Source organism: Gilliamella sp. M0320 (assembly GCF_016101635.1).
Taxonomy (GTDB): domain Bacteria; phylum Pseudomonadota; class Gammaproteobacteria; order Enterobacterales; family Orbaceae; genus Gilliamella; species Gilliamella apis.
The window spans coordinates 284,414-307,702 of the sequence record NZ_JACFQD010000003.1 but is presented as its reverse complement, the minus strand read 5'-3'; the positions used below and the strand labels follow the sequence as shown (position 1 = coordinate 307,702).

The 23,289-nt window shown below is 38.0% G+C and carries 18 protein-coding genes and 1 CRISPR repeat array; of the genes, 4 read left to right on the top strand and 14 right to left on the bottom strand.

Going from position 1 to position 23,289, the window contains the following annotated elements; genetic code table 11:
- Positions 1-260: 260 nt before the first annotated feature.
- From H3T83_RS05950 to H3T83_RS05940, 3 genes are all read right to left on the bottom strand, one after another.
- Positions 261-1,637, bottom strand: coding sequence for a hypothetical protein (locus H3T83_RS05950; RefSeq protein ID WP_133052170.1), 1,377 nt, complete (start codon positions 1,635-1,637; stop codon positions 261-263).
- A 592-nt stretch (positions 1,638-2,229) separates the two neighbouring features.
- On the bottom strand, positions 2,230-3,591 hold the full coding sequence (locus H3T83_RS05945; protein WP_110453686.1) for a hypothetical protein: 1,362 nt from the start codon (positions 3,589-3,591) through the stop codon (positions 2,230-2,232).
- Between the two features lie 528 nt (positions 3,592-4,119).
- Positions 4,120-4,508: direct repeats of the CRISPR family, unit length 28 nt; unit sequence TTTCTAAACTACCTACACGGTAGTGAAC.
- An 876-nt stretch (positions 4,509-5,384) separates the two neighbouring features.
- Positions 5,385-6,797, bottom strand: a complete 1,413-nt coding sequence (locus H3T83_RS05940; RefSeq protein ID WP_198215340.1) for a hypothetical protein — start codon at positions 6,795-6,797, stop codon at positions 5,385-5,387.
- A 1,555-nt stretch (positions 6,798-8,352) separates the two neighbouring features.
- Between H3T83_RS05940 and H3T83_RS05935 the strand changes: the two genes are divergently transcribed.
- Positions 8,353-8,781 (top strand): universal stress protein, encoded by a 429-nt coding sequence (locus H3T83_RS05935; protein ID WP_034904481.1) that lies wholly within the window; start codon positions 8,353-8,355, stop codon positions 8,779-8,781.
- Positions 8,782-9,110: 329 nt separating this feature from the next.
- Positions 9,111-9,692 carry a nucleoside triphosphate pyrophosphatase gene (locus H3T83_RS05930; RefSeq protein ID WP_198215339.1) on the top strand — a complete coding sequence of 194 codons (582 nt, stop codon included), beginning with the start codon at positions 9,111-9,113 and terminating at the stop codon, positions 9,690-9,692.
- Between the two features lie 25 nt (positions 9,693-9,717).
- Here the strand turns inward: H3T83_RS05930 and H3T83_RS05925 are convergent, their stop codons facing one another.
- The 10 genes from H3T83_RS05925 to H3T83_RS05880 all read right to left on the bottom strand — a co-directional run bounded on the left by H3T83_RS05925 (position 9,718) and on the right by H3T83_RS05880 (position 19,166).
- Positions 9,718-10,383 carry an ABC transporter ATP-binding protein gene (locus tag H3T83_RS05925; RefSeq protein WP_198215338.1) on the bottom strand — a complete coding sequence of 222 codons (666 nt, stop codon included), beginning with the start codon at positions 10,381-10,383 and terminating at the stop codon, positions 9,718-9,720.
- The gene (locus tag H3T83_RS05920) at positions 10,383-11,594 is read right to left on the bottom strand and encodes an FtsX-like permease family protein (protein ID WP_086320505.1); all 1,212 of its coding nucleotides are present in this window, start codon (positions 11,592-11,594) and stop codon (positions 10,383-10,385) included. The genes H3T83_RS05925 and H3T83_RS05920 overlap by 1 nt, the downstream gene beginning before the upstream one ends.
- Before the next feature lie 81 nt (positions 11,595-11,675).
- Entirely contained in the window at positions 11,676-12,149 is a 474-nt protein-coding gene (locus tag H3T83_RS05915; RefSeq protein ID WP_065578497.1) for a DUF4418 family protein, read from the bottom strand.
- 20 nt (positions 12,150-12,169) lie between these two features.
- Positions 12,170-12,829 (bottom strand): ABC transporter ATP-binding protein, encoded by a 660-nt coding sequence (locus H3T83_RS05910; RefSeq protein ID WP_065563564.1) that lies wholly within the window; start codon positions 12,827-12,829, stop codon positions 12,170-12,172.
- A gap of 11 nt (positions 12,830-12,840) precedes the next feature.
- Positions 12,841-13,980 carry an ABC transporter permease gene (locus H3T83_RS05905; protein ID WP_198215337.1) on the bottom strand — a complete coding sequence of 380 codons (1,140 nt, stop codon included), beginning with the start codon at positions 13,978-13,980 and terminating at the stop codon, positions 12,841-12,843.
- Between the two features lie 16 nt (positions 13,981-13,996).
- Positions 13,997-15,283 (bottom strand): ABC transporter permease, encoded by a 1,287-nt coding sequence (locus H3T83_RS05900; RefSeq protein WP_198215336.1) that lies wholly within the window; start codon positions 15,281-15,283, stop codon positions 13,997-13,999.
- Positions 15,284-15,305: 22 nt separating this feature from the next.
- Entirely contained in the window at positions 15,306-16,556 is a 1,251-nt protein-coding gene (locus H3T83_RS05895; protein ID WP_198215335.1) for a Fe-S-containing protein, read from the bottom strand.
- A gap of 67 nt (positions 16,557-16,623) precedes the next feature.
- Complete coding sequence (locus H3T83_RS05890; RefSeq protein WP_065578501.1) at positions 16,624-17,187, bottom strand: iron transporter; 564 nt, start codon at positions 17,185-17,187, stop codon at positions 16,624-16,626.
- 140 nt (positions 17,188-17,327) lie between these two features.
- Positions 17,328-18,515: an FTR1 family protein gene (locus H3T83_RS05885; RefSeq protein ID WP_065651427.1), complete on the bottom strand. Its 1,188-nt coding sequence runs from the start codon at positions 18,513-18,515 to the stop codon at positions 17,328-17,330.
- Between the two features lie 12 nt (positions 18,516-18,527).
- On the bottom strand, positions 18,528-19,166 hold the full coding sequence (locus H3T83_RS05880) for a nitroreductase family protein (RefSeq protein ID WP_198215334.1): 639 nt from the start codon (positions 19,164-19,166) through the stop codon (positions 18,528-18,530).
- Between the two features lie 266 nt (positions 19,167-19,432).
- Between H3T83_RS05880 and H3T83_RS05875 the strand changes: the two genes are divergently transcribed.
- Both H3T83_RS05875 and H3T83_RS05870 read left to right on the top strand, forming a co-directional pair.
- Positions 19,433-20,875, top strand: a complete 1,443-nt coding sequence (locus H3T83_RS05875; RefSeq protein ID WP_198215333.1) for an LTA synthase family protein — start codon at positions 19,433-19,435, stop codon at positions 20,873-20,875.
- A complete protein-coding gene (locus H3T83_RS05870; protein ID WP_034903712.1) occupies positions 20,872-21,495 on the top strand; it encodes a LysE family transporter in 624 nt (207 codons plus the stop codon). The genes H3T83_RS05875 and H3T83_RS05870 overlap by 4 nt, the downstream gene beginning before the upstream one ends.
- A 135-nt stretch (positions 21,496-21,630) precedes the next feature.
- Here the strand turns inward: H3T83_RS05870 and H3T83_RS05865 are convergent, their stop codons facing one another.
- Complete coding sequence (locus H3T83_RS05865) at positions 21,631-23,241, bottom strand: hypothetical protein (protein WP_198215332.1); 1,611 nt, start codon at positions 23,239-23,241, stop codon at positions 21,631-21,633.
- Between the last annotated feature and the right edge of the window lie 48 nt (positions 23,242-23,289).

The following is a 23,289-nucleotide window of genomic DNA, read 5'->3' as shown; positions in this document are numbered from 1 at the left end:
GCGCGAACCCTCTTTACAATCTCCCGCGGCGACCACGCAAGTGGTCACGATGTGACTGCCTTCCGCCTTCGTTCGCTCTTAACGCACCGGCTGTGATTTGTTCCTGACAAAGCACCGCCTTGGCAAACATCCCTGTTTGCCATGCTAACCTCTCTCAGTTGTCAGCACATTGCGAATGTCGAGCCACAAAACCGCTTTTATCGCCCTAACGTTATTTTTCTTATCCTTAGCTTTAATATCTAAGAACTAAGAAATAATAGCTAAGGATATACACAGAGTCCGTAGCCGTGGCCGTAGTCATTAACTCGACCATAGTCCGTGAAAACGGCCAATCTTTTGTTCCGATCCCTCGACAGATCACTCGTCAAATAGGCTGGATCACCATTGGCTCTGCCGAAGTTGGCGGCAGTGTAATCGGACAACCGCCCCCATTCCGAGGAAAATCCTGCACCAATGTAGCGCATGTACCAATAATTAGATGACGAAGGCGTTGCACCTACTGCATCTGGACATATGCCTTGACTCACATTCCTACTTGAACAAAACGCATTAGTTAAATCCTTGACCTTTGGAACACGGTATCCTCCAATCTTATTACACCAAGATTCCGTACTAGAATAGGTATATTGGTTCCTATCTCCACGATTAACAAACCACTGCTTTAACACAAATCCATATTTGACCACCGCATTACCACTACTATCACGACCCACTAACTCAAATGTCTGCGGTAAAGATAGGCTATCGATTCTACCTGGATTTTCTGATTCCCATTGCGATGGTGTAGTAACAGGACCCGTTAGGGTGACTCGAACCTCGCCTCTTGTTGAACCGGTCATCGTCGCAGTAATACCACCATGCGAAACCGGCGCCCAAGATAAGGCTTGACTACCACCACCAATATCTAAATCAAAATACAGACCATTAGCACCAGTAGTCGGGAAGTTTAAACCATAAGACGATGGCGTAGCTGACTGTGTTAGAAAACCCTTATAACTGTTCCATATGTCAACTGGACCTGCGTGGGTTAAAGATAAGTTAGGTCTTGCATAACAAATCTCTGGCGCTGCCTTAGGGTTAATATAATAAGTGACATTACCTGCAAAACTACTTTCATTAGGTACCCCATAACGTGTTTTTAATGTACCTTCAATATTAGATAAGGTTAATTTATAAGGTGCCTTATCGTTACAAATAGTCAGCACTTCATTACGGGCAACAGGTCGATCCCATCTATCAACAATAGATAAATTTAAACTACCGGTAGCGGTGATACCATTAACTCCTTGACCATCGCCATCATCATCACCCCAATAATTATACGGTGTGCCAATAAGTGAACTTAATACAATAGAATGAGTATTCGTTGGTACTAACATATCAATATCATTAAAACTCTGACCAACAACAGGTAACTCGATAGGATGTCTTACTGAACTATTGGTTGTGGGAGTAAATCTTCTACCATCAGAAAGGGATATCCAAAGCAGACCCTCCGAATTTGTGACCCGGGTACGACCGCCATCAAAGGTAAAATAAGGTGCTGAACCTTGAATAATATTGGTCGTTTTAGCGGTTAATGCATGATTAGCAAAAGAAATAGAAAGTAAAACAACCACGGTTAATACCAAAACCATCTGTCGAGATAAAAAGGCTAAAATAAGAAATTTTGAAAACGCTTGCCGAATTTGCTGGAAAAATAAATTGTAGTGAGATAATAGACCGTGCGTGCTTAACTTTACTAACGTTAAATTATAGGTTGGGCAGGTTTGGTGTTTGGTGTTTGGTGTTGTAAATTATAATACATATTCGACATTCCTGTCAATATAATTTAATGATTTATTTAAAATTTTAAGCCTAATGGCATAAAATTTATCCATTCGTATAAATATGCTATAAAAGTATAGTGATTGCAAAAAACCATGCAACTTTTTTTGATGGTTTAATTGTTAACTTTTGTAAAGATTAATGTAATATTACCGCTTAATTACTCGCTTAAAACCGATTTTGGGGAAACTTTAGGGGATTTTTGGGCTTTAAAAACCCCTCTCCTCAACTTTTTTTGGTTGTTTGAGTTTCGGACGTTTGTTGTTTTGGGGTTGTTTCTATACGGTGATTACGTCCGAGTTAAGAGGGTTGGCGCGAACCCTCTTTACAATCTCCCGCGGCGACCACGCAAGTGGTCACTGCGTGACTACAACCACAAGACTAATAAGTGAAAAATAAGACCTAAGGATAAATACAAAGCCCATGCCTATTATCTTTAGCACCATTTTGATATACATCACCACCGTCCGAGTTAACGACAAAGTGGTTACTACCTGTTTCATCACTTGTCCAATAATCGTAGCCGCTGCCAAAGTTGGCACCAATGTAAGTGAACGCGTAGCCCCACTCAGCAAAAAAACCAGATCCAATACGTCGCTGATAATAATTATTAGGTGCTGAAGGCGTGGCTCCGACCGCACCTTGACAGTGAGAACCAGAAGCAACACCTTGACAACTTGCATTAGTTAAATCTTGAACCTTAGGCATACGATATCCTATATTAGTACACCAAGATGATGCATTAGAATAATTGTAATAAATATTTCCACGATTGATAATCCACTGCTTTAACACAAAACCATATTTTACGACTTCATTACCAAGACTATCTCGACCAACTAACTCAAATGTTTGAGGTAATGTCGGATGTCCTATACTTCCCAAATTACTTGAATTAATGGAACTCCATTGCAATGGTGTAGCTACAGGGCCTTCTAAAAGAACTCTAACGCTTGTACCTGAAGCATTAGGCGTCATAGTAGCCTTAATATCGCCATTAGGTGAAACAGGAGCCCAAGATAATGGACCACTATTTATTATATCTAAATCAAAATACAAATTATTAGCACCAACAGTAGGGAAGTTTAAATCATATGATGATGGTAAAACTGATTGTGTAAGAAAACCTTTATCAGGGTTCCAAATAGAGGCAGGACCTGAATATAGTGGTACTGCACCGTTAGTTAAACTTGGTTTAGCAAAACATACTGAAGACGTTGTCTTAGAATTGATATAATAGGTAACATTACTTGGGTTAAAACTACTACTTTTAGGTATACCATAAAGAGTGGTTAATGAACCTGCTGTACTCGATAAAATTAATTTATACGGCGATTTACAAGCAGTAAGCATATCATTACGTGCAACCGGTTGGTTATTTTTATCTACAATAGTTAATTTTAAACTACCAGTAACAATTATACCACTAGGATCCTGACCATCACCGTCATCATCACCCCAATAATTATATGGTTGACCTATGAGAGCATTTAAACCAATTTCATTAGTATCAGTAGGTACCATCATGTCAATATCGGTAAAACGCTGATAATCCTTAGGTAATTTGATAGGCGTTGATGGACTTGAATTATTCGTTGTTGGGGTATATTTAGTACCATCGGATAGGCTTATCCAAAGAAGCCCATCAGTATTAGTCACTCGAGTTTCACCTCCATCAAATGTTAAATATGGCGCATTACCATGTATAGGTTTTGATGTTTTAGCCGTTAATGCGTGGCTGGTATAGGAAGTTATTAGCAACAAGCTAAACGATAACCATAAAAAGATCTGCCGAGACAAAAATGATTGAAGCAAGGATCGCGCAAAATTTCGTGGGATCTCGCTTATAGCAAAAAATGAATATTGAGAGCTTAACTTTGATGAATTTAAATTATAAGTTGGGCAGGTTGGGTGTTGGGTGTTGGGTGTTGTAAATTATAATGCATTTTAACATCCTTTGTCAAGTAATCTCATGTTTTATTTTACTTTATTTCATCTTAACCGACTAAATCACCACCAAATATTGCGATTAAAATTATCTGTAAAGTATAGTGTCTGAAAAAAATCGACGCAACTGCATTTAATAGTTTAATTGTTAAATTTTGTAAATATTATTATAAAGTTATATCATTAAAATATAGTTTTAATTCTTAAAAATGTATTTTTCAACTTTTGGGTATAACATACGATATAAATATTAAACAGATTGCATCAATCGCTTTTAAAATTCTATTTTTAACCTACTCAATAAGCAGTGTACTACTTGATGTTACCTATACTGCCACTTATATATTTCTAAACTACCTACACGGTAGTGAACGATGACTATCGGTCGGGTTGCGAAACACTTGTTTTCTAAACTACCTACACGGTAGTGAACGTAGGTTCTTCCGTTGTATTTAAAGATACTATCTTTCTAAACTACCTACACGGTAGTGAACTGAGCTGCATTTAGATAACTTTTAACTTCGTCTTTCTAAACTACCTACACGGTAGTGAACTTAAAATTGATAGTCTGGGAACTGATACGCTATTTCTAAACTACCTACACGGTAGTGAACCATTTAATGCCGCTAGAATTTTTTCTTTCATTTTTCTAAACTACCTACACGGTAGTGAACAACGTGAGATTACCGGCTCATTAACGTATGTTTTTCTAAACTACCTACACGGTAGTGAACTAGAATCCAATATACTATAAATGCAGTTGGCAAAAAGGCAAAGCGCAATTTTACTATTAAAAACCCTTTTTTTGAGCCATTTTACAACATATTGATTTTTAAATACTTTATTTTAAGTTAAAAAAAAGGGTTAACAATAAGTAGGAATTTAAGCTTTAAAAACCCCTCTCCTCAAAATTTTTTTGGTTGTTTTAGTTTCGGACGTTTTGTTGTTTGGTGGTTATTTCTATACGGTGATTACGTCCGAGTTAAGAGGGTTGCCGCCAACCCTCTTTACAATCTCCCGCGGCGACCACGCAAGTGGTCACGATGTGACTGCCTTCCGCCTTCGTTCGCTCTTAACGCACCGGCTGTGATTTGTTCCTGACAAAGCACAGCCTTGGCAAACATCCCTGTTTGCCATGCTAACCTCACTCAGTTGTCAGCACGTTGCGAATGTCGCTAAATTAAATACACCAAACTTATTTGCCAAAATAAACTTTTATTATTGGAATTAGTTGATGTTATAACTAACGTTAACGATTTGTTGGATGGATTTTGGCTTTAAAAACCCCTCTCCTCAAAATTTTTTATTCTTTTCGTTTCGGACGTTTCGTTGTTTGGTGGTTATTTCTATACGGCGATTACGTCCGAGTTAAGAGGGTTGCCGCCAACCCTCTTTACAATCTCCCGCGGCGACCACGCAAGTGGTCACTGCGTGACTGCCTTCCGCCTTCGTTCGCTTTTAACGCTCCTTGGCAAACATCCCTGTTTGCCATGCTAACCTCTCTCAGTTGTCAGCACATTGCGAATGTCGCACCACAAAATCGCTTTTTATCGCCCTAACGTTATTTTTCTTATCCTCTGCTTTAATACCTAAGAACTAAGAAATAATAGCTAAGGATAGACACAGACTCCGCCATATGCTGAGTCGGAGCGATGCCATTTATGTATTTGACCATAATACCCTCGATTAGTACAATTGGTAATCGAAAAAATCTTACCTTCCTCCGCCATATCTTGCGTACCATAAAAATACCCAGTACCGAAGTTGGCAGAGTAACTGCATATATACCCCCATTCCGCGAAAAATCCACCACCAATGTGACGACGGGCAGTATTATCAGGTGACGAAGGCGTTGCACCAACTGCACCTCGACAGTCATAATGAACTGAGTTCATTCCCCGACAAGACGCATTAGTTAAATCCTTGACCTTTGGAAGACGGTATCCAATCTTATTACACCAAGATTCCATACTAGAATAGGTATAACTATCATAACCACGATTAACAAACCACTGCTTTAACACAAATCCATATTTGACCACCGCATTACCCCTACTATCACGACCGACTAACTCAAATACCTGCGGTAAAGATGGTTTGTCGATTCTACCTGGATTTTCTGAGGCCCATTGATTACGGTCTGTGACGGCAGGACCCGTTAGGGTGACTCGAACACTGGTACTTGTTGAATTGGTCATCGTCGCCTTAATACCACCATGAGAAACCGGCGCCCAAGATAAGGCCTGACTAACACCACCAATATCTAAATCAAAATACAAATTATGAGCACCAGTAGTCGGGAAGTTTAAACCATAAGACGATGGTGTAACTGACTGTGGTAGAAAACCCTTATCAGATTCCCAAACGGCAGCAGAAAGACCTTTCCATGTATAGTCAGAGAGTCTTCTGTCTCCTAGGTCAGGTCTTGCAAAACAAATCACTGGCGTTTCCTTAGGATTAATATAATAAGTGGCATTACCTGCCGTAAAACGACTTTCATTAGGTACCCCATAACGTGTTGTTAATCTACCGCTAGTATTAGATAAGGTTAATTTATATGGCGCTTTATCGTCACAAATAGTCAGTACTTTATTACGGGCAACAGCTCGACCATTTTTATCGACAATGGATAACTTTAAACTACCGGTAGCGGTGATACCATCAATCCCCTGACCATCGCCATCATCATCACCCCAATAATTATACGGTGTGCCAATAAGTGAACTTAATGCAATAGAATTAGTATTCCTTGGTACTAACATACCAATATCATTAAAACTCTGACCAGAAGCAGGTAACTCGATAGGATTAGTTGAACTCGAATTATTGGTTGTCGGAGTAAATGTTCTTCCATCAGAAAGCGATATCCCAAGTAGCGATTCGGTATTTGTGACCCGGGTACGACCACCATCAAAGGTTAAATAAGGTGCTGAGCCATAAATAATATTGGTCGTTTTTGTGGTTAATGCATAATTAGCAAAAGAGATAGACTGTAAAACAACCATAGTTAATACCAAAACCATCGGCCGAGATAAAAAGGCTAAACCAAGAAATTTTGAAAAATTTTGCCGGAATTTCGGAAATTTTGGAAATTGTCGAAATAATAAACTGCAGTGAAATAATAAACGGTGTGAGCTTAACTTTAGAAAGGTGAAATTATAGGTTGGGCAGGTTGTGTGTTGTGTGTTGTGTGTTGAAAATTATAATCCATATCAGATATCCTTGTCAATCCAATTTTATGATTTATTTAAAATTTTAAGCCTAACGGCATAAAATTTATCCATTCGTATAAATATGCTATAAAAGTATAGTGATTGCAAAAAACCATGCAACTTTTTTTGATGGTTTAATTGTTAACTTTTGTAAAGGTGAATGTAATATTACCGCTTAATTACTCGCTTAAAACCAATTTCGGGGAAACTTGGGCGGGATTTTTAGGCTTTAAAAACCCCTTTCCTCAAAATTTTTTGGTTCTTTATTTTTTGGTTGTTTGTGTTTCGGACGTTTGTTGTTTTGTGGTTGTTTCTATACGGTGAATACGTCCGAGTTAAGAGGGTTGGCGCCAACCCTCTTTACAATCTCCCGCGGCGACCACGCAAGTGGTCACGATGTGACTGCCTTCCGCCTTCGTTTGCTCTTAACGCACCGGCTGTGATTTGTTCCTGACAAAGCACCGCCTTGGCAAACATCCTTGTTTGCCATGCTAACCTCACTCAGTTGTCAGCACGTTGCGAATGTCGCTAAATTAAATACACCAAACTTATTTGCCAAAATAAACTCTTATTATTGGAACTAGCTGATGTTATAACTAACGTTAGCGATTTATTGGCGGGATTTTAGGCTTTAAAAACCCCGTTCCTCAAAATTTTTTAATTGTTTGAGTTTCGGACGTTTGTTGTTTTGCGGTTGTTTCTATACGGTGATTACGTCCGAGTTAAGAGGGTTGGCGCGAACCCTCTTTACAATCTCCCGCGGCGACCACGCAAGTGGTCACGATGTGACTGCCTTTCGCCTTCGTTCGGTCTTAACGCTCCTTGCCAAACATCCCTGTTTGCCATGCTAACCTCACTCAGTTGTCAGCACGTTGCGAATGTCGCTAAATTAAATACAGCAAACTTATTTGCCAAAATAGACTTTTATTATTGGAACTAGCTGATGTTATAACTAGCGTTAGCGATTTATTGGCGGGATTTTAGGCTTTAAAAACCCCTTTCCTCAACTTTTTTTGGTTGTTTAAGTTTCGGACGTTTTGTTGTTTTGTGGTGGTTTCTATACGGTGATTACGTCCGAGTTAAGAGGGTTGGCGCCAACCCTCTTTACAATCTCCCGCGGCGACCACGCAAATTGTTTGTTATTGTTTGTTTTAGTGTCGGTTTAAGGTCATGATGATAAATAATGTTAGTTATAGTTGATCTCCATCATGATTTTGCAAAAAAATTATTTCAATCTTTTAAATTCGCGTTAGGATAGTCATGTAACAATTGGATTTCATTTAAAATTAGTATCATACTGAACCAATACCGTTGGCCTTCACCAATAAAATGGTAAAGCCAAGTTTAAATATTGTGAGGAGGCGTTATGTACAAAAAAATATTAGTTCCGATTGATGTGCTTGAAGATGAACTCACTCAAAAAGTGATCCCTCATGTTGAGTGTTTAGCAAAATTATCCAATGCACAAGTTATCTTCTTTCATACCTTACCGGTTGCATCGGCTATCGTGAATGCTTACTCATTTGGTTTTGATGAGTTTAAAGATCAAGCTACTGTACAAACAGAACAGTGGTTACATCGTTTGATTGATACGATTAATTTACCACGGGAAAATTTATCTTTTTCAATCGCTTTTGGTAATCCAAGAGATGAGATCTTACATATAGCCGAAGAAATTGAACCAGATCTAATTATTTTAGGTTCAAGACGTCCTAATATCTCAACACACTTACTGGGATCAAATGCCTCAGGAGTGGTGCGTGGCGCACAAACATCAGTGTTAGTGGTACGCTAGATTTAATTTAAAATTTACTTCCGAATAAAGAGGGTTCGCGCAAATCCACTTTACTCGGACGTAATCTCGATATTGAAATTGCTGCCAAACAATAAAACGTCTGAAATTCAATGAACAACGATTTGTTGCAATTACATGTAGTTTAACTAATTTAGTGGTTAATAAAACTTATCGAAAATAAGTGATTGATAAGCCATTTAGACAATAGGCCCAAAATCACACAGACCATCGTTGCTGGATAACTTTATAACACAACTGACAGTTGATTATTACTGTTATATCGGTTTTAATGCTCATCTTTCGCCATGAATCTAAAGAGAATAGTTGCAATGAGAATTATCTTAGCATCGACATCGTTATCACGTAAAAAGGTATTGGAAAAATTAGCCATTCCGTTTGAGTGTGTACCCCCCATTTGTGATGAAACGCCTTTGCTAAATGAAAGTGCACAGCAATTGGTGGCGCGTTTAGCTAATGCCAAAGCGCAGTCGTTAGTGGCTAATTATCCTGATAGTTTGATTATTGGTTCTGATCAAGTAGGTGTATTGGATGATCAGATTGTTTGCAAACCACATACCATTGAAAATGCCCAACAACAATTGAGAAATAGCAGTGGTAAAGCGTTTTACTTTTATACCGGAATGACCGTCATTGATACTCGTACCGGCCAATCGCAAACAATTTGTGAACCGTTTAAGGTTACTTTTCGCCAGTTAACTGATGCAGAAATTGATGCTTATATCGCGAAAGAGATGCCACTACAATGTGCTGGTAGTTTCAAATGTGATGAATTAGGTATCACCCTTTTTGATAAGCTTGAAGGTGATGATATTAATTCATTAGTTGGATTACCGCTGATAAAGTTAAATAAAATTATGATCGATATGGGCTGTAATCCACTATTGTTATAATTACTCGAGATACCATTAGTGCAAACTAATCGATTAATCGACCTGAGGACATTTTTAGCGTTCTTTGGCTATAATTTGCTACATCATTATCATGAGTAACAATTAATAGTCCTGTACCTTGTTGGTGAATCTCGGTTAATAATGCCATAATTTGTGCGGAGCTTTCTTCATCAAGATCGCTGGTAGGTTCATCGGCAATCACTAATTGTGGCTGACAAATCAGCGCCCGTAAAATAGCAATTCGACGCATTTCTCCTCCCGACATATTCGCGGGATAAGTATCTTTTAAGTAGCCGATTTTAGCCTTTTCAAGCAGTTCCAGCGCATAATTTAAGCTAGATTGGTTTTCCCGTTTAGTTAAATAAAATGGTAAGCGAATATTTTCCAGTGCGGTTAAATTGGGTAATAAACTACTACCTTGTGGAATGTAGCCAATATTTTGATTACGAAATGCTGATACCTGCTTATCATCAAGTTCAAATAAGTTGGTACCATTAATAGTAATTTTACCTTGAGTAGGAGTTAATAACCCAGCAATCATATTAAGTAACGTCGTTTTACCACTACCTGATTTGCCCATAATAGTGATAAAGTCGGTTTGTGCCATTGAAAAACTAACATTATCTACCGCTGAGAAATGTTGCGAACCACGTTGATAATCTTTGCGAAGGTTTTTGACATCCAATAACATTATTCACCCTCTCTTAATGTTTGATAAGTATCAAATTTAGTCAACGATAATGCCGAATAAATACTAGACAGTGGACCAATAATTAACGTCAACATAAATACCATTAATGCATAAATAAATCCGTCAGTAATGGAAATGTTCATACATGGCAAACCTATCGACTGGCAAATCAATAAGCTAAAGGCATAAATTAATACACCAGCGATCACAATACCGGCAATGCCACCTAAGGCGCTAATAATAAGTGATTCTCGTAGTAACATTTTGACCAGATCACTACGTGAAGCGCCTAAAATACGTAATAGACTTATTTCACGTTTACGTTCATTAAGTGATGATGAAAATATCACAAAGATAACAATAATTGCCAATACCCAGAAAATTGCCGATAAACTATAGACAATAGTTGAAAAACCATTTAGCCATTTGGAAATATTACTTAACATGCCTTTGGTCATCACAAAATCAATATTGTAGTCAATGGCATATTTCGGCATCATCTGATTAACAACATCTTTAGGCTGATAATCAGGATCGACTTTAACAAAAATTGATGATACATAGTTAGCAAAGTGTTCAGTATCGCCTTCAATTAGGTTCGCTTCTTTCATCAGTAACTGTGCTGTCGGGATTGTCATAAATACAGAGGTATCAAAGCCCATTCCGGTACTATCCATTTTGGCTGCGACTTTAAATGGATGATTAAAAAACTTAATTTCATCACCGACATTGGCGGTAATTTTGCTACCAACAACAACCTGATTATTGTTCAATGGTTGGTTTAACTGCGTTTGCAACCAAGGTTTGATCACAAAATCACTTTGCTGATCAAAACCAATTAGTTGTACTTTAGAGGTACAGCAACCCGCATTTAACGAAGCGATAAACAGTTGGGGGGAGACAGCTTTAACCCCTTTGATTACTTTAATTTTATCCATCAAATCCGCTTTTAGATAAAAACTGCTTGGTTCACCACGTAACAATGCCACTTCAAGATTTTTTTCATAACCGTAAGGTACAACAAGAATATCCGCGCCTAAACGATTAGCCATACCGGAAATACCTAAACTCAAATTTTTCATTAACACGCTACCGCCAAATAGCGTAGCGGAAAACAGCATAATAATGATAATCAAACAACAACTCCGAAATGGTCGTCTTTGAATGTTTCGCCATGCTAAATTTGCTATAGTAATCGGTTTTTCTTGCATGTTTTAGTTCTCGTTTTTATATCTTGTTGTATTAAGGCTGATGGTGACTAATGTTGATTGTTGATACTTACTTAATACTGTTTATCTTATTTGTTTATTTACTTGTTTATTCAAATAGAGCACATTGCTAATTGCTGCAATTGCCAAAACGATAGCTAATAAAATCAGTGCAGGTTTGGCACCCATATTACAACGCATCATCTCATTGCCACAAACACCAATTAAAATAGTTGGAATAGCTGCCGCTAAAACTGCAGTGCAAGCTAACGCCATACTCAATCCCATACGGACAAATAGTGAGCGACTAAATAGTACTAACGCACCAATGGCAATCACTAAACTACCAATACCAATTTCAGCCCTTGCAGTCCAAAAGCATTTCATGATTTTACCTGGAGTTGAATGCATATGTATATGCCCATCCCCTGCCACCGTTGTAGCAGGTATAGCTTGCGCATCAGGTAACGGGCAGACAGGTAAAATATAAAGCGGAAACAAAATAAGTAGTGCCCCGATAAATATAAACAATACAGATGTAACAACACGATTTTTCATAAATATAGACCCTTTAATTATTAATTATTGATAATACTTGCTACCTTACCATGTTCAAGAACCACCGTAGTCTGCGCATGTTTTGATACTTCAGGCGAATGCGTAACAACGATGATTGTACTTCCTTCTTCGTGAAGTTGATGTAGTAAGTTCATAACCATTGCTTCATTACTTTCATCTAAGTTACCAGTTGGCTCATCAGCTAAAATCAGTTTTGGATAATTAATTAGCGCTCTGGCAATACAGACCCTTTGCTGTTCACCACCCGATAATTGGCGCGGTAAATGTTTGGCCCGTGCCGCAAGTCCAACTCGTTCTAATGCTTGTAAGGCTTCTTTTTCATCTACCATACTGTGATAATATTGCGCCACCATTACGTTTTCTAATGCAGTTAAATAGGAAACAAGATGGAATTGTTGAAAGATTAGACCAATCTTATCACGGCGAATTTCCGTCAGCTGTGGTAATGACAACTGGGTAATATCTTGTCCATCTAAAATCACAGAGCCTAATGACGGTTTATCCATACAACCAATAATATTCATTAAGGTTGTTTTACCACTGCCTGATGGCCCCATAATAGATAACCATTTACCCTCTTCAACGGTTAAATTAACTTCAGACAAGGCATGTAATGAGCCATAGATTTTAGATACATTATTCACTTCGAGCATATTCATACTTTACTATCCTATTCGCCACGTAAAACTAATGCTGGTTCAACTTCAAGTGCACGTTTTACTGGAATCAAACACGCAATAATGGTTACCACAGCCGAAATAATAATCGTTGTTGGTATTAAATAAAATTCAATTACAATTGATCGCCCAAATACGTTAGCACTGATTACTTGAGCAAAAATCAGACCACAAATCACGCCAATCACACCACCGACAATACCTAAGATTAATCCTTCGGCTAAAAATTCTTTGGCAATACTTTTGTTGGTTGCACCAATAGCCTTTTTCAGACCAATCTCTTTACGGCGCTCCATAACGACCGTCATCATAGTGGTGGCGACACAGATCATCGTCAAAATTAACACCACTAGTGTGACCAAATAGAGTAAAGATGACAGTTTACCAAGTACCGATGCTTCCGATTGTGTTACCCATTTTATAAGATGCGGTTCGACCGTGCTGGAATTATCTTTAATGGTTTGAATATAGCGCTGTAACTCATCTTGCGTTGCCGTAATACTTATTTCGACCACTTCGGCTTGATTGTTTTCTTCGAGTAACGTTTCCAGATCATTGAGTTCAATAAAGATAAAGTTATCCTCAGCTCGACCGGTTTTGACGATGCCGGTAATAGTTAATTCTTCATCGAAGCGCGAATTTTGTTTAGATTTTCCTGAAATCGGCATCGTACTACCAATGCTAAGCTTAGCAAAATGGGCAATATCGGTACCGATCATAATTTCATTTGGATTTTTCGGCACTTCACCTTCAATTTTCCAATAAGGGCTAGTATTGATAACTTGATCAAACTGGGTGCCGACAATGGTATAAGGCTGTTGATTACTGCGGATAGAGTCATAACGAAATGGGGTAACCCCTAATAGCTTATCTTGCGGGAGTAAGCTTACGGCTTTTTTTACTTCGGTCATTGGCATGGTAGGTTGATTATTAGCCGGCATCAACAGCAGATTGGCACCATAAGAGCGAAACTCTTGTCCCATTTGTCTTGGGATATCATAACAAAGTGTAACCATACCAAGTAAAACCGTGGCTCCTATCGCTACACCGAGTAGAGCAATAGCAATCCGGGAACGACGGCGAATTAACGAACTAAGCAGCGTTTTTAAAATAAAGCGTTGATTTTTATTCATCATCATTTAGCCTCACTTACCGACCATGCAACACATCGGTTGGGCGTAAAAACATCATAATACGTAGTGCCGGTAAACTGCCTAATAAGGTGATCATGCTTACCATAATTAACACCAGTGGAATAATTATCATCTTAGGTTCAACAAACGAACCAAATACCGTTTGGCCAATAATTTGCGCAAAGCCAAGACCGACAAAATAACCAACCATCCCCCCGAGTAAAGCAATGATCAGTATTTCAGTAAGGATTAACATCGCTACCGAAATATTTGTTGCCCCTAACGCTTTTAATAAACCAATTTCAGTACTACGCTCAATCACATTGGCAGTAACTAAATTGGATATTGCTAGCGCCGAGCAGATTAAGGATAAAACAGTTAACAATAGCATTAATAACTGCGTTTTTTGTAAGATTGATCCTTCTGATTCAGCGACTTGCATAATTGCTTTAACCCTAACATCGGGCATTAACTCCTCCAATTGATAGGCTATCGAACTGATATAAGCGGTACAGTACCATGTATCCCATTCGGTGCGAGATAAGCTATTTGGATCTTGAGCTGCTTTACGGGCTAAATCATTTTCGGGCGTGGTTAATGCACTCACTTCTACCCGTTCAACCAAACCATCTTTATTAGCCAGATTTTGCGCGACAGGAAGTGACACATAAAGCTGAGAATCTTCGATCCCACCACTATGGAATATATTATTTACAGTTAAAGTAACTTTTTTATTGGTTAATGGTGAAATTAGCTCAAGGCTATCACCTAGTTTAAGATTCAATTGCTTGGCAATGGTCTCACCCACCATTACACCTTGCAAATTATCATCCTTCATAGTGTTGCCTTCAATTGACCACCATGACTTCATAGCTAACATGCCAGTGTCAACTTCATCACCAGTTGGTATAGTCAGATGTTTATTAAACCAAGTTCCAACTAAGCTAACTGGTTTATCATTAACTGTTACTTGTGTAGTAAGATAAGGTGCAAAATCAACAATATTATATGCCCAGAAGATCATCTTAATCTTTACTAAATCATCTTGCTTGATATATTGAATGGCAGCTTGTGTATCTGTATTATCCAGTTGATATAACTCATTAACCAATGCAGCCCCTTTGGGAACGATATTTAAATTAGCACCGTAGGCCTTTAATTCCTGATTAACTTTATCACCGACATCAAACATTACATTTAACATGGCAGTCGCCAGCGATACACCTAAAGCAACGGTTAAGGCAATTAAAAATAGCTTCTTTTTTTGACGAACTAACACGCTAAGTAACATTCTACGAAACATATTTTCTTCCTTTTAAAACCATTTACTTAAAACGACTTTTTTCAGCTTCAAGATGCGTAGGTCGAATAATCATATTGCCATCTAAAATTTCATATTTAAGTGGAACGGGATTACAACCACCAGAAAAACCAATAGTCGCAATATTCATCACGACATCACATAAAATACAGACAACTTGATTTCCTCGTTGATAATAACCACTTGCCCCACAAATATCACAAGCATCAAAACCGACCCCATAGGCATTTTCACTTTTCTTAATCACAATAAATCTTACTAATGTGCCATCGGTTGTTTTATAACCATAACGATGCAAATTGCCGTCATTAACTTGTTCTAATGGAATAACAATTAAACCATCAGCATTTGGCGTAACAGGTTCAGCAGGGGTGAGTTCGACCCCTTTTTCAAATATATAACGAGCACGAGTGACGGTGTAGGCAGTAATAGCCACTCCCGCCATTAACAATAATGATGTACGACGATCACGGCGTAAGCTTGCTTTAAGTTTGCGTATTTGGGCTGGATTATTACCAACCAGCGAGGTGGTTTTTGCTTTGGTATATAATAAAACAGTGAGTAGTAATACCAACACCATAAAGATAAAAGTAAACAAGTTGACATGCGCTAAAATAAAAATCACCAAATCCATCATCCACTGTTGCGGTGAGATAAATCGTCTGACAATTAATATTTGTAGTAGATTAATGGCGTTTTGAATGGTAAAGATAATAATGGCAAAGGTCGCGATCACCATCACCAATCGAGTTGATAACCTAGCGCAAAGGCGATAAATCAACCAGCCAATTAAACCACAAACTAATAGAGCAAAGCCATAACCAACCCATTTAAACAGATAATCATTATTGAATATTGACTCCATGCCAACATCAAATCCAAATGGGTAGAGTAAAATATTCGGTAAGCATTGAGCTGTAATCAGCCCTATAGCAACAGCTGTTAATACAGCCAATAGAATCTTAATAATAGGTTGTTGGAACGAATTTCTGAGCGACCAGCAGATAAGCAATGGAATGACAATGATGCACCACGGAATAATCACACTAAGGTCATAGTACTCTCGAACAGCAATACCGGTATTACGCTTTAAGATTGCATAAATGATTGCCGCCAGCATTCCCAATAAAAAACCAATGAAAAGATATTTTTTACCACTATATAGGTTTGACTGAACAAACACTGCACTAACAAGTGCCAATATGATCACAGGTACAAAAGTATTATCGGTAATACTGATAAGATATTGGAGCATAACGATTGCCTAAAGATTACAACGTATATTGGCGAGTTGTTATACTCGCCAATAGTTTAGCTAATTATTACCATGCACGAGGGATGTAGTCAAAGTCCCAAGAAACCTCGATTGGTTTAGACCAGAAACGACCTTCAACACCAGTTTCTTTATCTACATGCAATAAATAACCTTGTTTTTCAGGGTTTTCGATTGTGAATGTAACTTTATATTTACCCGCACCATCTAACTTAATATTGTTACCATAGTGTGGGCCATCTGATGCATTCATCGGCATAAAATTACCTTCGATAGTTTTGTCACTACCTTGTTTTTGAATTTTATATTTTACAGTTAAGTAAGGGACAAAATCACCTACACCAAAACCTAACTTATTACCTTCGGCAGCAGAAATATCGGCTTCGATATGCATATCTGATTTTGAAGCAGGTAAGCCACCCATACCAGCAGGCTCCATATCTACAGGTTGGAAGTAAACCGCACCAATATGTAATGGACCAACAGTGACTTCTTCACCGATTGGAAACTCTTCAAAACCTTTTTCTTCACCGGGTGCCGGCGCAGCAGCATTTGCCATTGAAGAAAGTGCAAGTATTGACGAAATACCAGCAGAAATAATTAGTTTTTTCATTGAAAACTCCTTAATTTTTTTAACAACTTGTTTTACCCTTTAATAATTAATCAATAAACTAATGACTAATCAATTACAAATTACTGCCAATGTTTTAATTACTATTCAAGTTTAAATTACACCAAGAATAATAATATTATTTAATTTTTATGATATTTTTTGTAATACATAATAGAGAGCATCACGACAACTAGCATGACTAACTGTGGCACCAATGTTTCAACCGTTGGATAGATGCCTAATACCTCTACTGAATGGACAAAATCTACTGGGGTGACCGAAATAATATCCGCTTCTTGTAGCTCTTTCACACCACCACCGGCAAAGGCTATCGCCATAAGATACATTAATGCACTGGTACAAATAAAAAATGGTTTAAGCGGTAATTTAACACTGCCAAAGCGGATAACAATAAATACCAAAGTCAATACGATGGTACCAACACCTAGTCCATACCAAACCATATCCATGTGATCTTTAGCATCAGCTAACATAGCTTGATAAAATATGATCGTTTCCGCTCCTTCACGAAATACAGCTAAAAAGGCAGCAAACCCTAAAGCAAAACTGCTTCCTGTTGATACCGCACTTTGCACCTTTCCTTCAACATAATTTTTCCATGCTTTCGATTCTGACTTAGATAGCATCCAGTTACTTATAAAGAACAGCACCACTGTTGCGAGTAACATGGCGGCACCTTCCATAATTTCTTGATTGGCACCACTTAAACCAACAATAGTATGCAAGGCGATAGCAGCCAACACGCTGGCAAACACCGCAAATAAACTGCTTAGATAGACGACTTTAAGCATTGGCTGATTATCTGAACGAACTAAATATGCAGAAATGGCCGCAATCACCAGTATCGCTTCTAATCCTTCACGGAAAATAATAATAAATGAGGCAAAGAAGACACTCCAGCCACTCTCTTTTTTACCATCTAACTCGTTAGCATCCTCGTGGAGCATTTTCAAAATAACATCAATCTCGGTTCGCACGACTTTGTTAGGCGCGCCTTGACTCATTAATCGTTTAATTTTAGCAAATTGGTATTCGGTATCAGTGCCACGTTTGCCGGAAATGTAAGACATTACCGCACGTTCAACACCATGCTTTTCATAAAAACCAAAATAAGCATTGTTTACTCGATCTTTAGCAGCTTCGCTGTCTTTCATGAAATAGATGTTATAAGCATCATTTAAAATGATATCCATTTCATCCACAATCGCATTCCAGCTTGCATACTTCTTTTCAGTTGCGTAAGAAGGGGAACTAAAAATCGCTAAACTGGCAATCAGTAGTAACACTAAAGTTAAATACCTTTTCACTGCTTACTCCTTTTATTTTGCTAACAACATTATCCCTATTGGTTTGCTGTTTTCTGGCAATTGTAACGATTGACTAATAATCTCAGGCTTTATTGAATGGATGTAACGAGTGCTGAGTTTTAATGCTGCAGCAGACAAATAGACGTTTTGACTCATAGCACCAACGGCAATTTGACTAAAATCATTGGCTTTCTGTGCATCAAAATCATTGAGACTTGCACCATCAGCTACAAAAATAAGAATATATGGTGCTCGCTTAGTAAAATTTTGCATACCAATGTCAGCACGAATATCTTGCTTAGTTATCTCACGAAGATAGTGTCCTTCCCATTCATATAAAAAGGCACCTTTATCGCTAGCGACATAAAGACGAACATAAGGTTGTTTACCACTAGCCATTGGCACCGTCCAACCATTTTTACCTCGATTTAATCCCGTTGCCGACCAAAGCACGCTTGATAGTTCATCATCTGAGATCATCCCGGTTGGAAACCCTCCGCCTGGAGTTGAAGCTCGTTTTTTAAGGCTATCAAATAACCCCATGCCATCTTTCATTTGTGGCGTAGGTAAAGTGATATCGGCATAACTTATTGATAAACAAAATAAAGACATTGATAAAACAATTGTAACATTGCGTAACCAGCACAACATAGCGTAGACCTTAAAACAGTTGCAAATATTTGTTAGCTATCTTATTGCTAATGCTTCCAATTATCAACAACAAACAATAATTATTATCATTAAGGTGAAATAACTCAAGTAAAATAGTTGATATAGTTGATAAAGTAGAAATCTTCATTGATTGCAATAGACTGGTTAATGTATTAACCAATCAATTCCGATTTTTATTTTTCTGTTTATTAAGTATATACTGGGACAATTTTTAAATTTTAAAGTAAAAATGAGTATTGATTGTTATGCCATTATCGACTTTAGTTGTTTTACCACTTTTTATATTAACCATTAGTTTAGCTTCGTTTTTTAAACAAAAAAAATGGCAATTATTCACCATCATTTTAATGACAATTATTATTGTGATGGAGCTTACCTCAATTTATTTTAGTGGTGGATTTATTGATTATCAGTTTTACGTCAATCTGAACGTGAATGATATTATTGAAGGATTATTCATCTTTAAACTGCAAGCGCTATTGGTGATTGTGGTATTTTTGGGGTTAGTAGTTATCCTCAGCAAATTAGCCAACTGGTTTCGCCATAAATGTAAATTACACTGGCGATTACTATTAGTTGCCATTGCCGTTGCCTCAATTAGTTATCATAACGGCCCTATTAGTCGTGCTTATGAAATCTATCAAGTTACTTGCGCCCCAAAAGCAACTTTTGCCCAAGCGTTACAAAATTTAAATATGAATGATTATGTTGAAAAATCACAACTTGATAGCCAAAAAGGCAAAAATATTATTGTGTTGTCGTTAGAATCCTTCGAACAAGGATTTTTTGATTTTGCTGATATCACGCCAAATTTAAGACAACTCAAGCAACAATACACTTTCTTTGCTAATATGCCAATGAGTGCAGGTAGTACATGGACAACAGCTTCTATGTATACCTATATGACTGGTGTGCCATTTTTAATCGGAGAACATTCAACTTCACCATTAAAAGGTGCAAATACCACTCAATTGGTTACCCTAGGTGATGTGCTAAAACAAGCCGGTTATCAAACTCGCTATGTTATGGCCGGTCCGGAATTTGCAGGAATTGGCCACACCGCCGAAGTAATAGGCATGCAAGTCGTTTCAGAAAAAAATTATGTAGGCAAATATCCAAATGCACCATTTGGATTGTATGATAAAGATATATTAGACATTGCTAAACAGCAAATACAAGAGTTGCAAAATGCCGATAAACCCTTTGCGCTATTTATCTCAACTGTCTCAACTCATGCTCCAAACGGTTTTAATGATGAGCGCATGACATCAGTAATCAGCCCAAAACAAGATAATATGTCTTTTGTGGCCGCTTCGCTCGATTATAATTTAGGCGAATTTATTAACCACCTAAAACAGCAAGGTATATTAGACAACACCGTGTTTTACATCTTCCCTGACCATTTAATGATGGGGGCAGGTACCGAAACGGTGAAAAAGTTATCAGAAAAAGAGCGCAAACTCTATTTGCTAACCAATGCAAATGTTGATGATTTACAAAAATCACCTAATCAAAGTATTTACCAAATTGATTTACCGAGATTGATTCTAAATGGTGCACAAATTAAAACCAATGCAAAATTTTTAACCGATTACTTAAGCGGTGAGAACGTTGATAAAAAACAGTTTATTGAACAACATAAATCGAATATCGCGACATTAAACAATGCGGCACAAGTGCAAAAATGAGCGTCGATACCTTAATTTTAGTTATCACTATTAGCTGTTTAGGCATGATATCCCCGGGACCAGATTTTTTTCTGGTCTTAAAAAACAGCTTAAGTTATAACCGAAAAATGGCATTAATGACCTGTTTAGGGGTGATAAGCGCGATCGCCATTCATATGAGCTATTGTGTGGCAGGTATTGCGGTATTAATCACCGCCACCCCGTGGCTGTATAATGCTTTGCGTTATGCTGGCGCTGCTTATTTGCTATGGATAGGTATTAAAGCGTTATTAGCTAAAAGTAGTGCTACCACTTACATCAGCAAACAAACTCAGCCAATTAATGTCACCGCAAAGGCGGCATTTATGCAAGGGCTATTATGTAACTTACTAAATCCGAAAGCGACACTGTTTTTTCTGGCTATATTTACCCAACTACTCAATGCAGACTCAACTTTAATGGATAAATTGCTTGTCGCATTTATTATTTGGCTTGAAGCCTTACTTTGGTGGCCATTGGTTGTATTTATCTTTCAAACCCAAATCGTCCAGCGACGTTATTTCAAACTTCAATTTATTATTGATAAATTATTAGGTGTAATATTGATCTTACTAGGGGTTAAAGTAGCGTTGGGATTTTAGAGCATAAAAAGTGCTTTCCTCAATTTTTTCTACAAAAACCCCGTTCCGCAAAAATAAACCTATCGGGGTGAATTCGGCTACATCTTGTCTTTTATCACTCTCGCCAATCAGCTTCTTTTTTAAGCTCTAGTAAAGCTATTTATCTTCTTCCTTCTCATCCCCTACGGCGCAAATTGCACCACCATAGGGATATATCTTACTAAGACGACTGATTGTACCAGTACTAACGGTCGCGGCGTACTGGGTGGTGCTTTCGCTCGTCTCTTTGCCTTCCGCATCAGTTGGAACCGGTTCACTCGACCAATAGGGTTTAGCATATATGAAATTAGCATTAGAGTATCGGTCCAGAGAACCCCACTCAGCAAAGAATCCTGCACCAATTCGTCGTGAATAACCAGTACCATTTGATGGATAATTATTTTTAGGGCAGTAATCTTTCGAGCTAGAACACCTTGCGTTAGTTAATTCTCTAAGGCGCGGAAGACGATAACCTAAACCTAAACCTAGATTAAGACACCATGATCCCTGTCTGGAAGCTACCGCTGATTTATTACCTCGGTTGACAAACCACTGCTTTAACACAAAACCATACTTCAACACGATATCATTATTGTGACTATCTTTACCTTTACCCACCAACTCAAATGTCTGAGGCAATGATGGAGCAATTATCTTCTCACCGGCCCAACCCGGATTATCTACACGCCATTGCTGCGGTGTAGCCACGGGACCATTTAAGGTGACCCGGACAAGACTAGGGTCTGAGCTATTTAAATAGGTCATAGTCGCTTTAATATCGCCCTTAGGAGAAACATCCTCCCATGTTAATTGCGTATCAATACTACCTAGCACCAAATCAAAATATAAACCATTTGCGCCAGTAGTAGGAAAATTTAGACCGTAAGATGACGGCTCGGATGACTGAACAAGAAACCCTAAGCCTGTGTCCCACATAGAAAAAGGACCAGCACGTTCGCCGTTATATTCTAACAGAGGTCTGGCAGAGCAAATATCCGCTGTTGGCTGTGGTTTAATATAATAAGTCACAGTACTTGCGGTAAAACGACGACTTCTAGGTACGCCATAACGGGTGGATAAAATAATATCATCATCAGTTCTTAACATTACTCGATAAGGTGCTTTACAAATGGTAGGCACATTGTTACGAGTGACCGGACGGTCAAATTTATCAAGAATAGATAAATGCAACTGCCCTGTAACGGTAAAATCACCATCGCCATCGTCATCATTCCAATAGTTATAAGGCGTACCGATAAGGGTACTCAATGGTATGGCATTAACATTAGTTGGCACTAACATATCAATATCGGCAAAACTCTGACCGGCAACCGGCAGTAAAATAGCATGTGATGAGTTTGAGTTATTACTTGCTGGTGTTAATGTCGTACCATCAGAGAAGGATATCTTCATCAGTTCGTCTAAGTCTGTCGCGCGCGTTTGACCACCATCAAAAGTTAAATATGGCACATTACCGTGAATAACATTTGTAGTATAAGCGGTCAGCGCTTGACTATTAAATGAAAAGAATAGAGAGATAATAGGCAGTAAAGTTAAAAAAATCGACCAAGATAAAAACAATCTTGATAACAATTTAAGGGATTGCTGAAAAAATAAACTACACGAAAAAACTAAACTTCGTTGGCTAAAACGAGACGAATTTAAATTAAAAGTTGGGCAGGTTTGGTGTTTGGTGTTTGGTGTTTGGTGTTGTAAATTATAACGCATTTTGACATCCCTTGTCAAGTAATACTATGTTTTATTTCATTTTATTCC

Bases quoted from the DNA above. Each gene is read 5' to 3' on its own strand.
- H3T83_RS05950 (WP_133052170.1), bottom strand. From the start codon at position 1,637: ATGGTTTTGGTATTAACCGTGGTTGTTTTACTTTCTATTTCTTTTGCT.
- H3T83_RS05940 (WP_198215340.1), bottom strand. From the start codon at position 6,797: ATGGTTTTGGTATTAACTATGGTTGTTTTACAGTCTATCTCTTTTGCT.
- H3T83_RS05935 (WP_034904481.1), top strand. From the start codon at position 8,353: ATGTACAAAAAAATATTAGTTCCGATTGATGTGCTTGAAGATGAACTC.
- H3T83_RS05930 (WP_198215339.1), top strand. From the start codon at position 9,111: ATGAGAATTATCTTAGCATCGACATCGTTATCACGTAAAAAGGTATTG.
- H3T83_RS05925 (WP_198215338.1), bottom strand. From the start codon at position 10,383: ATGTTATTGGATGTCAAAAACCTTCGCAAAGATTATCAACGTGGTTCG.
- H3T83_RS05920 (WP_086320505.1), bottom strand. From the start codon at position 11,594: ATGCAAGAAAAACCGATTACTATAGCAAATTTAGCATGGCGAAACATT.
- H3T83_RS05915 (WP_065578497.1), bottom strand. From the start codon at position 12,149: ATGAAAAATCGTGTTGTTACATCTGTATTGTTTATATTTATCGGGGCA.
- H3T83_RS05910 (WP_065563564.1), bottom strand. From the start codon at position 12,829: ATGAATATGCTCGAAGTGAATAATGTATCTAAAATCTATGGCTCATTA.
- H3T83_RS05905 (WP_198215337.1), bottom strand. From the start codon at position 13,980: ATGAATAAAAATCAACGCTTTATTTTAAAAACGCTGCTTAGTTCGTTA.
- H3T83_RS05900 (WP_198215336.1), bottom strand. From the start codon at position 15,283: ATGTTTCGTAGAATGTTACTTAGCGTGTTAGTTCGTCAAAAAAAGAAG.
- H3T83_RS05895 (WP_198215335.1), bottom strand. From the start codon at position 16,556: ATGCTCCAATATCTTATCAGTATTACCGATAATACTTTTGTACCTGTG.
- H3T83_RS05890 (WP_065578501.1), bottom strand. From the start codon at position 17,187: ATGAAAAAACTAATTATTTCTGCTGGTATTTCGTCAATACTTGCACTT.
- H3T83_RS05880 (WP_198215334.1), bottom strand. From the start codon at position 19,166: ATGTTGTGCTGGTTACGCAATGTTACAATTGTTTTATCAATGTCTTTA.
- H3T83_RS05875 (WP_198215333.1), top strand. From the start codon at position 19,433: ATGCCATTATCGACTTTAGTTGTTTTACCACTTTTTATATTAACCATT.
- H3T83_RS05870 (WP_034903712.1), top strand. From the start codon at position 20,872: ATGAGCGTCGATACCTTAATTTTAGTTATCACTATTAGCTGTTTAGGC.
- H3T83_RS05865 (WP_198215332.1), bottom strand. From the start codon at position 23,241: ATGCGTTATAATTTACAACACCAAACACCAAACACCAAACACCAAACC.